The sequence below is a fragment of the Pseudomonas sp. B37(2017) genome, from assembly GCF_002112885.1.
Classification (GTDB): Bacteria; Pseudomonadota; Gammaproteobacteria; order Pseudomonadales; family Pseudomonadaceae; genus Aquipseudomonas; species Aquipseudomonas paraglycinae.
In genome coordinates this window covers 820911-833873 of sequence record NZ_NEIX01000001.1, presented here as the reverse complement: position 1 = coordinate 833873, position 12963 = coordinate 820911, and the positions used below count along the sequence as shown (strand labels likewise).

The window sequence follows — 12963 nt, the reverse complement described above, 5'->3', positions numbered from 1 at the left end:
CGGACGTCTCAGCGGACGTACCCTCATGAGTGAGCCGAGAGAATCTGATTTTGCCTACCAGGCTGTCTATCGCTACCTGACGCAACTGATCAGCGAGCCGGGCAACCAGGGAGCGATTCGACTGCCATCGTTGAGGCAACTGGCCGAGCGGTTGAACGTGTCGATCTCGACCATTCAATACGCCTACGCACTGCTGGAGAAAGAAGGCCGGGTCTATTCCGTAGCCAAATCCGGATATTTCGCGCAGCCTGCATCGTCGTTCATGCCGCCCGGACGCGGCGGTGATTTGCTGGAAACGGTGTACGTCAATGCCAGATGCACTGGCATGCAGGTATTGAGCGCCGATGAGCCGGCGTCGATCCAGCCTCTCGATCGTCCGTTGCTGATGCTTGAACGAGAGCTGTTGCGCCAGTATCCCCGGCACCTGCAAACGCCGGCCCAGCCTTGCGGCGAGCTGGAGTTGCGCACGCTGCTGGCGGCCCGCTACACGTCATCGGCTGCCCATTGCTGGCACGCTGAAGATGTCTACATCGGTGCCGATCTGCGAGGAGTGCTGGAAATCCTGATCGCCGTCCTTGAGTTGCGCCACGCAACCGTGGTGATCGAATCGCCGTGTGACTGGATGATCCTGCGCTTGTTTCAGTCCGCCGAGGTTCAGGTGATCGAGTTGCCGCTGCAGCCAGACGGGGCATTCGATCCGCAGAAACTCCAGAGACTGCTTGAAAGCGAGCGGGTCCGATTGATCCTGCTGTCCTCCCGATTGAACATGCCCCACGGGAGTCGTATCCCGCCGGCCAGCCGTGAGGCCATTGCGCATTTGCTGCTGAGTCATGGCACCTGGTTGCTGGAAAATGACTGCCACGGCGACTTGCTGGACGACGCCGAAGGGGAGCCGCTGCGCGAGTTGGTGGATCCCGACCGTCTGCTGGTGTTTTCCATGTTCGAAAAAATCATCGGGGTCGAAGCCCCCTACGGTTTTGTCCTGTCGCGGCAATGGCGCGCGGACCTGCAGCGTCACTTTCTGTTGCGTTCGTTTCGCCTTTCACCAATCCGCCAGAAAGCGATTGCACGACTCTATGCGAGCGGGCGGGTCGACCAGCATCTGCCGATGCTCAAGCGCTTGCTCAAGGAGCGCCGGACTCAATGGATCAATTTGATACGCGAACGTCTGGGGGACATTCTGCACGTCATCGAACCTGAGGGCGGTGCGACGATCTGGCTGCATTCTGCGCGCCCGGTCGTGATGGACGCGGTGTTTCAGCGGCTGCTCAAGCAACATGTGCTGATTGCGCCGGGGGAGTTGTTCAGCCTCAGAGGGTTGCACGCGCAGCACATGCGTTTGAGCGCGATTGGCGGCACGGAACACGAGTTGTTAAGACTTGTCGGACTGCTTGGGGATGCGTTGCGACTGGCTCCGCGGACAGATGCGCGAAAACACTCGGCTTGTACGCAATAGACCCCATCGCACTCCGGACAAACTGCCAGTAAACTCCGGTGTAATTTCCTGAACCACTCTATTTCAGAGGTTTTGCATGACACTCAGTCCTTTTGCGGGCAAACCGGCACCGGCAGAATTGTTGGTCGACATCCCGCGACTGGTTACGGCGTATTACACCGGTCAACCCGACGCCTCGGTTTCCACCCAGCGCGTGGCGTTCGGCACCTCCGGGCACCGGGGCAGTTCCTTTGATTTGAGTTTCAACGAGTGGCACGTTCTGGCCATCAGCCAGGCGATCTGTCTGTATCGCGAGGCCCAGGGCATCACCGGCCCACTGTTCGTCGGTATCGACACCCATGCGCTGTCGACCCCGGCCGGGGCCAGTGCTTTGGAAGTACTGGCGGCCAACGGCGTGACCGTAATGATCGCCGAAGGCGATGAATACACGCCGACCCCAGCGGTTTCTCACGCCATTCTTTGCTACAACCGTGGTCGCACCACGGGGCTTGCCGACGGCATCGTCATCACCCCGTCGCACAACCCGCCACAAAGCGGCGGCTACAAGTACAACCCAACCAACGGCGGCCCGGCCGACACTCACATCACCAAGTGGATCGAAGCCAAGGCCAACGAACTGCTGGCCAACAAACTGGCCGGCGTCAAACGCATCAGCTACGAGCAGGCGCTCAAGGCCGAAACTACCCACCGTCACGACTACGTCAACACTTACGTGGCCGACCTGATCAACGTCATCGACTTCGATGCCATTCGCGGCGCCAAACTGCGCCTGGGTGTCGATCCGCTGGGCGGAGCAGGGGTGCGCTACTGGTCGGCGATTGCCGAGCACTATCGTCTTGACCTGGACGTGGTGAACAAGGAAGTCGACTCGACGTTCCGCTTCATGACCGTCGACTGGGACGGGCAGATCCGCATGGACCCATCGTCCAGCCATGCCATGCAAGGCCTGATCGGTCTGAAAGAGCGCTTTGACGTGGCGTTCGCCTGCGACCCGGATCACGACCGTCACGGCATCGTCACACCGTCCGGTGGCCTGCTGGCACCGAACAACTACCTGGCGGTATCGATCGACTACCTGTTCCAGAACCGTCCGCAATGGCGTGCCGACGCAGCCGTGGGTAAAACCGTGGTCAGCAGCGGTCTGATCGATCGTGTGGCCAAGCGTCTGGGCCGTCGTCTGTACGAAGTGCCGGTCGGCTTCAAATGGTTCGCCGATGGTCTGTTCGACGGCTCGCTGGGTTTTGGCGGCGAAGAAAGCGCCGGTGCCTCGTTCCTGCGCAAGGACGGCGGTGTCTGGAGCACTGACAAGGACGGTCTGATTCCAGCCCTGTTGGCTGCCGAAATGACCGCCCGCACCGGCCGCGACCCAAGCCAGGCCTACCGTGCGCTGACCGAGGAGCTGGGCGAGCCGTTCTCGGTGCGTGTCGACGCCAAGGCCAATCCTGAGCAGAAAGCGCTGCTGAGCAAGCTGTCGCCGGAGCAGGTCACCTCGACCGAACTGGCGGGCGAGAAGATCCAGAGCATTCTCAGCAAGGCTCCAGGCAACGATCAGGCCATCGGCGGTCTGAAAGTGATGACCGAAAACGGCTGGTTCGCTGCACGTCCGTCGGGCACCGAAGACATCTACAAGATCTACGCCGAAAGCTTCATCGGCGACGACCACCTCAAGCAACTGGTGGCCGAAGCGCAAACCCTGGTAGACGGTGCGATCAGCACCAAATAAATCCAGACGACGGAAAAGGGCGACCCTGAGGTCGCCCTTTTTTGTGCCCGCAATTCGCCCGTCAGGCCAGATCCACCAACACGATCTCGCTGTCTTCCAGCGCCGTGACGGTCAACACCTGTTCATCAGCCACCGCCACACCGTCGCGAGCTTGTGCGCGCAAACCATTGACTTCAATGACACCCGTCGCCGGAACCAGATAGGCACGACGTCCGGCGTCGAGGCGGTATTCAGCGGTTTCCCCGGCCTTGATATTGGCCGCCACCAAACGCGCGTTGGCGCGGATGCGCAGGCTTTGATCGTCACCGTCTTTGCCGCTGGCGAGGGTCACGAAACCTTCGCGGTCGCCTTTCGGGAACGGTTTGGCGCCCCAGGACGGTGGTGCGCCGGTTTCGGTCGGCAGAATCCAGATCTGGAAGATCTTGGTGTCCGTGGCTTCCAGGTTGTATTCGCTGTGGGCGATTCCGGTGCCGGCGCTCATGACCTGCACGTCGCCAGCCTCGGTGCGGCCCTTGTTGCCCAGGTTGTCCTGGTGGCTGATCGCACCTTCACGCACGTACGTGATGATTTCCATGTCGCGGTGCGGGTGAGTAGGGAAGCCCGTGCCAGCGGCAATGATGTCGTCGTTCCACACGCGCAGGTTGCCCCAGCTCATGCGTTGCGGATCGTAGTACTCGGCGAACGAAAAATGGTGATGGGCATCCAACCAGCCGTGATGGGCACCGCCCAGCGAGCTGAAAGGTCTGAGTTCAAGCATGATCGTCTCCTCAAAAGGTTCGTCATGGGGCGTGATGCCTGAGCCACGAAGCGAGACCGGTGATTGATGGCAGGCATCATCTATCAGTCAACCATCGAGAAAAAGCGTAAAAAGTGCGGCATTCCCATCGAATCGATTGATGTTAAAAAAGCTCGAAATCGTCTCATCCGACCTTCAATTCATCGCCTAAACCAATGACCTGTAAGCATTTCGCTAGAACAAAAAAGCAAATGCAGACACCATAGCCCTCAACAGCCTCACATCCGGAGTCCGTCAGCGTGGCGCAACACACCCCCGATCTTCCCCCCGAACTTCGTCCCCTGGCCGAGATGCCCTGGTTCAAACGCCTGGCGGCGCGTTTCCTTGGCCATGGTCTGACGCAACTGCGCGCCCAGCACCGGGCTTCGTGGCTGCACGGTCAGGCCGACGGCTTTCGCAGCGGGCATACCGCCGGCGTGGATTACGGGTACAAGGAAGGCAAGGCTGACGGGCTGGAAGAGGGCCGCCAGGTCTTGTTGATCCGCGACAGCCGTAATACCGAACACCGGCCACCGGGTATCGACAATCACCTGTTCGACGACTGGCGCCTGCCACTCAGCGCAGACTTGAAGAAACGCATGAAAGCCGACGTCGCACGCCTGCTGCCTGCGCACGCCCAGCCAAGCGTTGCGCAATGGAAGATGATTTTCAGCGATACCCCGTCAACCTCGGTGATTGCCGGCGCCGGAGCCGGCAAGTCGACCACGCTGGTGCTGCGGATCCTGCTGCTGACTCACTATCTGGGCTTCGAGCTCGATTCGATGACCGTGGTGACCTTCACCCGGGAATCACGCAAGGACTTCATCAACAAGCTGATCGAACTGTTCGCGTTGTGGGGCCGGGCACTGAGTCAGAAGGACGCGCGGGATCTGGTGCGCACCTTCCACTCGCGGATCTTGCCGATGGTTCGCAGTCTGCCGGGGTTCGAACGCTTGCAGGCATTCGAAAACCTCAGCCACCGCGCGCAGGGTGGGGACGAGGACGTCGACAGCAATCCGTTCGATCTGCGCATCAACGACGCGCAACGCCAGCAGCTCAACGCCTGCTACCACCGTCTTTACAAAGAAGACCCGCGCTTTGCGCAACTGATCCAGCCGCTGTCCCGGCACGCCTTGCAGCTCAAGGAGCTGGAACGCGATCACCCGGACGTGCAAAAGCGCGTCGCTGTAACAGAGCTGGCGGCCCGGCGCGATGAAGAGCTGTGCGACATGATCGAGGACCTGTGGCTCCGCACAGGCGCCTGGCCGATCAAGGGTATCGAGCCCAGCCGTCAGACATTCGAAATCAACGGCGCGTCGTTCCATTGCCACGGCTACATTCCGAGCCTGGACGCCTGGGTGGTATTGGGTTTCGATCCTCGGGAAAACCCGCAGGTCTGCCGTCCCAATGCCAAGCTGACGGTGCGTGCAGAGTGGGCAGTCAAGCGCACTCTGTTTCAAGCTTTCTGTCGTAAACCATTGATTTGGCTGGATAGCTACGAGTCATCAAAACGTTTATTGGCCACGCTGGCGGGTGATGTCAGCGCCGGCCCCGGCTTCGACCACAAGGTCAAGGGCGAGCTCGCATCGGCGCCATTGCTCGACTGTTTTGTCGCCGCCGCAGGCTTCATCGAGAACTTGGGCCTGGACGTGCCGGACGCCGTTGGCCGCATGAGTTTCGCCAAGGACGATCCGGACCGGTTTTTCTTCGAAGCCTTAAGCCTGTTCTGGCGGGCGCTGGAAGACCATTTGCTGGATCAGAAGCCGCCGGTCATGACCTACAACCGAATGTTCGCGCTGTTCAGCGAGCATTCGCCGGAAAACTTCAAGCTGCTCAGCGATGAGTTGCTGCGGCCGATGTCGCACCTGATGATCGATGAGTTTCAGGACGTTTCGCCGCAGATCGTCTCGTGGATTCGCGCCAGCCTCTCGGAAATCCGCAGTCGCGGCCCGGCCATGCATGTCGGACGAGGCGCGCAGAGATCATCGCTGCTTTGCGTAGGCGATGACTGGCAATCGATCTACGGCTGGCGCGGCAGTTCGCCGAGCTACTTCATGGAGTTCAACAAGGAATTCCCGTCGCCGAGCACGACCCGGGTGATGCTCAGCGACAACTATCGCAGCCATCAGCACATCATCGACGCGGCGGAGCACATCGTTCGTGCAGCACCGGCGATCCCGGGCAAGAAGGCCAAGGCCAGCGGCGAGGAGAGGCCGTTGCAGCCAGTCAACGTGCTGGAGCGCGACGATCAGGCGCTCGGCGAGCGCCTGGCAGAACACTATCGAAAGGGCGACTCAATCTTGATGCTCTATCGAAAAAGCAGCGATAAGTTATTGATAGAGCAGCATATTCAGTCTGTAGTTAATGTAGATTCGAGCTTGCCGTACGAGTCCCGTCGACTGAAACAACTGACCTATCACAGCGCCAAAGGCCTGCAGGCCGACGCGGTTTTTCTGCTGGGCGATTGCCAGCACCTGACCAGTTCACCGTACAAGAATCAGGTGTATCGCATGGCCGGACTGGGCAAGGCCGGTGACAGCGAGCCGTATGACAGCGCGCAGAAAGACGAAATCCTGCGCCTGGCCTACGTCGGAATCACTCGCGCGGTCAGTCATTGCTACTGGTACGTCGAGCCGCAAGACACTCAGGCAGTCAACATGCCTAGGGCTTCGGACCGGGTCACCAAAGGCAAACCGTTCTTCGTCGATCATCGTCCGGAAAAGAAAACGGCCTGAATCCAACGCCTATGAAAAAGCCCGCACAAAGCGGGCTTTTTTATTTTAAATCAGCTAGTTATGCGTAACTCTTGAGAGATTCCGGAGGAATGAAAGCCTCCAGTTCGTCCTCGACGGCTTCGATTATTCGTTCCACATCCGCCGCGTTCATCACCGTGGCACAGGGAATGCCGGCGATCGCGATCAGGGTTTCGCCGCTGGCCCGATCGAACAGGCGCGCGACCAGACTGCCCGGCGCATCCATGGTCGCCTCGAAACCCATGGGATGAAAATGCCAGCGCATCAGCTGGCAGGCATTGGGGAACGTGACCTTGCTTGACCCTTTATTCATGTGTTGCCCGCCTTCTTCATCGAGCGCTTCCGTTTGCTCATGGTAGGTGGGAAGAGCCTTCATTGGCCCAACCGGTGATTGCCTTTAAAAGTAGCATCTGGATGTGAAATTCCTGTGAGAATTTTCAGTTCATTTAGCGATTGCGCGGATTTTTTTGATGTAAGTCACGGTCCACCCCAATCGTCGCCAAAGTGCCATTACGACGGGTTGTTGATGCAGGGCCAGAAGTTGGGCAAGCTCGGTTCTTTTCCCAAGAGTCCCTTATGCACGCCGATGATGACGGCCCGGAACAGACTCGGGCTACGGCCGAAACGGTCATGCGCTATCACCTGTGCTGGAAACACCGGGACCTGGATGGCGTGATGGCGCTGTACCACCCGGACATCCAGTACAACGATTTCTTCCAGAACCGCGTGCTCGGCCTCGACGAGTTGCGCGAGTACGTCCGGGTCAGCATGCCGCGCGAGTCCGACGAAGCACTGGAGCACTGCGACCGCATCCGCATCGACGGCAACACCGCCTTCATTCAGTACGAAGTGACGTTGCGTGGCGGCAGCGGGCTGGTGTCGTTTCGTTCCAGCGAAGCGATCACGGTCAAGGATGGACAGATCTGGCGGGTCAACGAATATGCCTCGCTGGTGCGCGAACAGGCCGACAGCACGACGGCAACTAGCCAGCGCCCGGCGGTGAGTCGACTGGGGCTGTCGCCGCGTCAGCTGAGTTTCATGGCCGATGACTTGCAGCAGTATTTTCAGCGTCAGCAGCCCTATCTCGACCCCGAACTCGACCTGCAACGGGTGGCGAAGGAGTGCGGGTACAGCCGCAACCAGATTTCCTATTTGCTGAATCAGGTGCTGGGGCAAAGCTTTTACCGTTACGTCAATCAGGCGCGTCTGCAACATCTATTGCAGTCGCTGAACAACGCCACGCCGCCGTTGCGCATCGATGAACTGGCCTTCGCTGCCGGTTTCAATTCGCTGTCGGCTTTCTATAGCTGCTTTCGCCAGCACACCGGCCAGTCACCCAAGGCCTACGCCAAGCAAATTTCTTTGCGGACACGCGCGCAAGACAATCCCTGAGTTCTGCCTCTAGGATCGACGCCATCGAAACCTGGATTGGCGGAGTCTTGCATGCCGGCGTGGCGCACTATCAGTTTGTGGATGGATCAACTCGACGAGCCGCTGACCGCGCGCCCGTCGCTTGCGCAGGATCTGGACGTCGACGTGGCGATCATCGGCGCCGGTTACACGGGGCTGTGGACTGCGTACTACCTGAAACAACAGGCGCCGAGCCTGAACATCGCCATCATCGAAGCGCAAACTGCCGGATTCGGCGCGTCAGGTCGCAACGGCGGCTGGTTGATGGGCAATCTGCTGGGCGAGGATCGCCTGCTGGCCGGTCTGTCGCCACAACAACGCCGCGCTTCGTTCGACCTGTTGCACGGCATTCCTGATGAAGTAGAAGTCGTCCTCGAACGCGAAGGCATCGACTGCGATTACCGCAAAGGCGGGGTGCTGTACTGCGCCGCGCGCTATCCCGAACAGGAAGTCAGTCTTCGCGACTACCTGAAGAAACTCCACGCTCAGGGGCTGACCGACGACGATTACCGCTGGCTAAGCCCAGAACAACTGGCGCAGCAGCTGCGCATCGCCAAACCTTACGGCGGCATCTTTGCGCCACATGTGGCGACCATTCACCCGGCGAAACTGGTGCGCGGCCTGGCGCGAACCGTCGAAAGCATGGGGGTGAAGATCTACGAAAACAGCCCGGTGACCCATTGGCAGGCCGGCAGTTTGCGGACCGACAACGCCAGCGTACGCAGCCGCTGGATTGTCCCGGCCATCGAAGGCTATTCCGTCACGCTGCCACCGTTGGGCCGTTATCAATTACCGGTGCAGAGCCTGATCGTCGCCACCGAGCCGTTGTCCGCCGCGACCTGGGACGCAATCGGCCTCAGTCGGGGGCAGGCTTTCAGCGAATTCAGTCGTCAGGTCACTTACGGCCAGCGCAGCGCCGACAACCGGCTGATCTTCGGCGCCCGTGGCGGTTATCAGTTCGCCGGCAAGCTGCGCCACAACTTCGACCTGACCCGCGATGAAGTCGAGCTGCGCCGCTACCTGTTCGGTGAGCTGTTCCCGCAGCTGAAAAACGTCCAGATCACCCACGCCTGGGGCGGCAACCTCGGCATGTCCCGGCATTTCAAACCGCACATGCTCTGCGACCGGGCCAACGGCATCGCGCTGTCCGGCGGCTATGGCGGGGAGGGTGTCGGCGCTTCCAACCTGGGCGGGCGGACGCTTGCGGATCTGATTCTCGAGCGCGACACCGAGCTGACGCATCAGCCGTGGGTGCTGCCCGACGGCGGGATCCACGCGCTGCGGGCCTGGGAGCCGGAACCGTGCCGCTGGCTTGGCTACAACGCGATCATCAAAAGCTTCGTCCACGAAGACCAGACCCTGGCCAACCCGGCGACCGCGCCCTGGCGGCGCAAGCTTGCCAGCCAGGTGGCCGGGTTCATGGAAGGTTTCATGCACTAAACGTTGTTTACTACGAGACAGGTAACGCCATGAGCATCACCCAATTCAAGAACACCGCCACGTTGCAACTGGATGAGTCCAACCCGGTGGCCGTGCCGCTCGGCACGCCGGTGGCGATTGCCTCGACCACCAGCGTCGAGCGCGACGACGGCGTCGAAACCGGCGTCTGGGAATGCACCCCCGGTCGCTGGCGCCGGCAGATCACTGCTCAAGAGTTCTGCCATTTCATTTCCGGTCGCTGCACGTTCACACCGGACGACGGCGGCGAAACCCTGCACATACAAGGTGGCGACGCACTGATGTTGCCGGCCAACACGCTCGGGATCTGGGACATCGAAGAAACCGTGCGCAAGACCTATGTCCTGATTTTCTGACGTTTTGATCCTTTTGATTGCCTGCCAACAACAATAGCCAATACAGGAATCGATCCATGATCCGAAAGACCCTCGCGCTCGCACCCTTGATGCTCGCCGTTTCCCTCGCTCAGGCGGCGGATACGGTCAAGGTTTACAACTGGTCCGACTACATCGCGCCGGACACCGCCAAGAACTTCGAAAAGGCCAGCGGCATTGGCGTCACCTATGACGTCTACGACAGCAACGAAACCCTCGACGGCAAGTTGATGACCGGCAAATCCGGTTACGACGTGGTGTTTCCGTCCAACCACTTCATGGCGCGGCAGATCGAGGGCGGGGCGCTGAAGAAACTCGACAAGAGCCAGTTGCCGAACTGGAAGAACCTCAACCCGGTGTTGCTCAAAGCCTTGCAGACCAACGATCCGGGCAACGAACACGGCTTTCCGTACCTGTGGGGCAGCACCGGCATCGGCTACAACATCGCCAAGGTCAAGGCCGTGCTGGGTGACAATGCGCCAGTGGACTCCTGGGATCTGATCTTCAAACCCGAATACATGGAAAAACTGCAGAAATGCGGCGTAGCCATCCTCGACAACGGCCCGGAACTGCTGCCGGCGGCGCTCAACTACCTGGGTTTGCCGCATCACAGCAAGAACCCCGAGGACTACAAGAAGGCTGAAGCGCTGCTGATGAAAGTGCGGCCATATGTCAGCTACTTCCATTCCTCGAAATACACCAGCGATCTGGCCAACGGCGACATCTGCGTGGCGGTCGGTTTCTCCGGCGACATCCTGCAAGCGGAAAACCGCGCCAAAGAAGCGAAGAACGGCATCGAAATCGGCTACGAGATTCCCAAGGAAGGCGCCGCCATCTGGTTCGACATGGTCGCCATGCCCGCCGACGCACCGGACGAGAAGGCCGGCTACGCGTTCATGAACTACCTGCTGCAGCCCGACGTGATGGCCGGCATCAGCAACTACGTGCACTACGCCAACGGCAACGAACAGGCCGACGGCCTGATCGATCCGGCGATCAAGAACGACACCAAGGTTTATCCGAGCCCGGAAATGATGGGCAAGCTGTTCGCACTGGAAGCGATGCCGCTGAACATCGACCGGATCCGCACGCGGGTGTGGAACAAGATTCGGACTGGCAGCTGAAGAAAACAGGCGAGGGCAGTACAGCCCTCGCCTGATATGTACTGTTGAATCAACTTGATATCAAACCACTGGCATTGCACTGATAAAGTGCAGCAAAGTGAGACGCTGCTAACAAAATACAACTTACCGATATTTAATATTTAAATAAGAAATCGTCAGACAATTAGGCCAATTCACCACACTTACAAACTTCTTTCGGCGGCACGCGCTTTGTTTACGGGAGTTTTCCGGAACAGTTCAATTTGATCTCAAAAAAACGCTAGACGTTAGATTTCAAATTGTGTCAGGTTTCTTACGCCTTCATTGGGCGAGTGATAGGACAATCTCGCCAGAGGTTGTCGCTATCGGACAAAAACTGTTCCATTGCTAAACAAGGAAGTGTGTTTATGTCGAAAGTAAAAGCTAATGCTGTTGATACCGCCGAACAGGCTTTCCAGCTGGGCGCGGCGCCGCAACCTCTGGCAGCGACCAGTACGGCGTATAACCAGATCAATAGCTTCAGCCATCAGTACGATCGTGGCGGCAACCTCACGGTCAATGGCAAACCCTCCTTTTCCGTCGACCAGGCCGCAACCCAGTTGCTGCGCGACGGCGCTGCCTACCAGGACAAGGATGGCAGCGGCAAGATCGAACTCACCTACACGTTCCTGACTTCGGTATCGTCCAGCACGATGAACAAGCACGGGATCACCGGGTTCAGTCAGTTCAGTGCTCAACAGAAAGCCCAGGCCGTGCTCGCCATGCAATCCTGGGCCGACGTGGCCAATGTCACCTTCACCGAGAAAGCCTCGGGCGGTGATGGCCACATGACGTTCGCCAACTACAGCGGTGGTGTGGACGGCGCAGCAGCGTTCGCCTACCTGCCGGGTACCGGTCCGGGTTACGACGGCACTTCGTGGTACTTGATCAACAGCGGTTACACGCAGAACAAGACCCCGGACCTGAACAACTACGGTCGTCAGACCCTGACCCACGAAATCGGCCACACCCTTGGCCTGGCGCACCCGGGCGACTACAACGCCGGCAACGGCAACCCGACCTACAACGACGCGACCTACGGGCAAGACACCCGCGGCTACAGCGTCATGAGCTACTGGAGCGAAAGCAACACCAGCCAGAACTTCAGCAAGGGCGGCGTGGAAGCCTATTCCTCCGGCCCGCTGATGGATGACATCGCAGCGATCCAGAAACTCTACGGCGCCAACATGACCACCCGTACCGGTGACACCACCTACGGCTTCAACTCCAACGCCGGTCGCGATTTCCTCAGCGCCTCGTCGTCGGCCGACAAGCTGGTGTTCTCGGTGTGGGATGCGGGCGGCAAGGACACCTTCGACTTCTCGGGTTTCACCCAGAACCAGAAGATCAACCTCAATGAAGCCTCGTTCTCCGACGTTGGCGGCCTGGTGGGCAACGTGTCCATCGCCAAGGGCGTCACCATCGAGAACGCGATCGGCGGTTCGGGCAACGACCTGCTGATCGGCAACAGCGCGGCCAATGAGCTCAAGGGCGGTGCCGGCAACGACATCATCTGGGGAGCCGGCGGTGCCGACAAGCTGTGGGGCGGCGCGGGTTCGGACACCTTTGTGTTCGCGGCCAGCTCCGACTCCAAGCCGGGTGCGATCGATCAGATCCTCGATTTCGTCAGCGGTCTGGACAAAATCGACCTGACCGGTATCACCAAGGGCGCAGGCCTGCACTTCGTCAGCGCCTTCACCGGCGCGGCGGGTGATGCGGTTCTGACGTCCTCGGGCGGCAACAGCCTGCTGTCGGTGGACTTCTCCGGTCACGGCGTGGCTGATTTCCAGGTCAGCACCGTTGGCCAGGCAGCCACCAGCGACATCGTGGCGTGATGTAACACGGGAAAGCGGCGCGTCATGCGCCGCTTTC

The 12963-nt window shown here is 59.7% G+C and carries 10 protein-coding genes; 8 read left to right on the top strand and 2 right to left on the bottom strand.

Annotation, left to right across the window (positions count from 1 at the left end; translation table 11 throughout):
• Positions 1–25: 25 nt before the first annotated feature.
• Complete coding sequence (locus CAF90_RS03780) at positions 26–1456, top strand: PLP-dependent aminotransferase family protein (protein WP_085603773.1); 1431 nt, start codon at positions 26–28, stop codon at positions 1454–1456.
• A 76-nt stretch (positions 1457–1532) separates the two neighbouring features.
• Positions 1533–3179, top strand: a complete 1647-nt coding sequence (pgm, locus tag CAF90_RS03775; RefSeq protein ID WP_085603770.1) for a phosphoglucomutase (alpha-D-glucose-1,6-bisphosphate-dependent) — start codon at positions 1533–1535, stop codon at positions 3177–3179.
• Between the two features lie 61 nt (positions 3180–3240).
• Here pgm and CAF90_RS03770 read toward each other — a convergent pair whose 3' ends face one another.
• Positions 3241–3936 (bottom strand): pirin family protein, encoded by a 696-nt coding sequence (locus tag CAF90_RS03770; RefSeq protein WP_085603767.1) that lies wholly within the window; start codon positions 3934–3936, stop codon positions 3241–3243.
• Between the two features lie 278 nt (positions 3937–4214).
• On the opposite strand from CAF90_RS03770, the gene CAF90_RS03765 reads away from it, so the two are divergent.
• Positions 4215–6689, top strand: coding sequence for a UvrD-helicase domain-containing protein (locus CAF90_RS03765; RefSeq protein WP_085603764.1), 2475 nt, complete (start codon positions 4215–4217; stop codon positions 6687–6689).
• 58 nt (positions 6690–6747) lie between these two features.
• Here CAF90_RS03765 and CAF90_RS03760 read toward each other — a convergent pair whose 3' ends face one another.
• Entirely contained in the window at positions 6748–7020 is a 273-nt protein-coding gene (locus CAF90_RS03760; protein WP_011334086.1) for a DUF1652 domain-containing protein, read from the bottom strand.
• 263 nt (positions 7021–7283) lie between these two features.
• On the opposite strand from CAF90_RS03760, the gene CAF90_RS03755 reads away from it, so the two are divergent.
• The 5 genes from CAF90_RS03755 to CAF90_RS03735 all read left to right on the top strand — a co-directional run bounded on the left by CAF90_RS03755 (position 7284) and on the right by CAF90_RS03735 (position 12926).
• Positions 7284–8099: an AraC family transcriptional regulator gene (locus tag CAF90_RS03755; protein ID WP_085603761.1), complete on the top strand. Its 816-nt coding sequence runs from the start codon at positions 7284–7286 to the stop codon at positions 8097–8099.
• A 51-nt stretch (positions 8100–8150) separates the two neighbouring features.
• Positions 8151–9557 carry an FAD-binding oxidoreductase gene (locus tag CAF90_RS03750; RefSeq protein WP_085603757.1) on the top strand — a complete coding sequence of 469 codons (1407 nt, stop codon included), beginning with the start codon at positions 8151–8153 and terminating at the stop codon, positions 9555–9557.
• A gap of 29 nt (positions 9558–9586) precedes the next feature.
• Positions 9587–9931: a cupin domain-containing protein gene (locus tag CAF90_RS03745; protein ID WP_011334089.1), complete on the top strand. Its 345-nt coding sequence runs from the start codon at positions 9587–9589 to the stop codon at positions 9929–9931.
• 56 nt (positions 9932–9987) lie between these two features.
• Positions 9988–11073, top strand: a complete 1086-nt coding sequence (locus CAF90_RS03740) for a polyamine ABC transporter substrate-binding protein (RefSeq protein WP_085603755.1) — start codon at positions 9988–9990, stop codon at positions 11071–11073.
• Positions 11074–11459: 386 nt separating this feature from the next.
• Positions 11460–12926, top strand: a complete 1467-nt coding sequence (locus CAF90_RS03735) for a serralysin family metalloprotease (RefSeq protein WP_007954582.1) — start codon at positions 11460–11462, stop codon at positions 12924–12926.
• Positions 12927–12963: the final 37 nt, after the last annotated feature.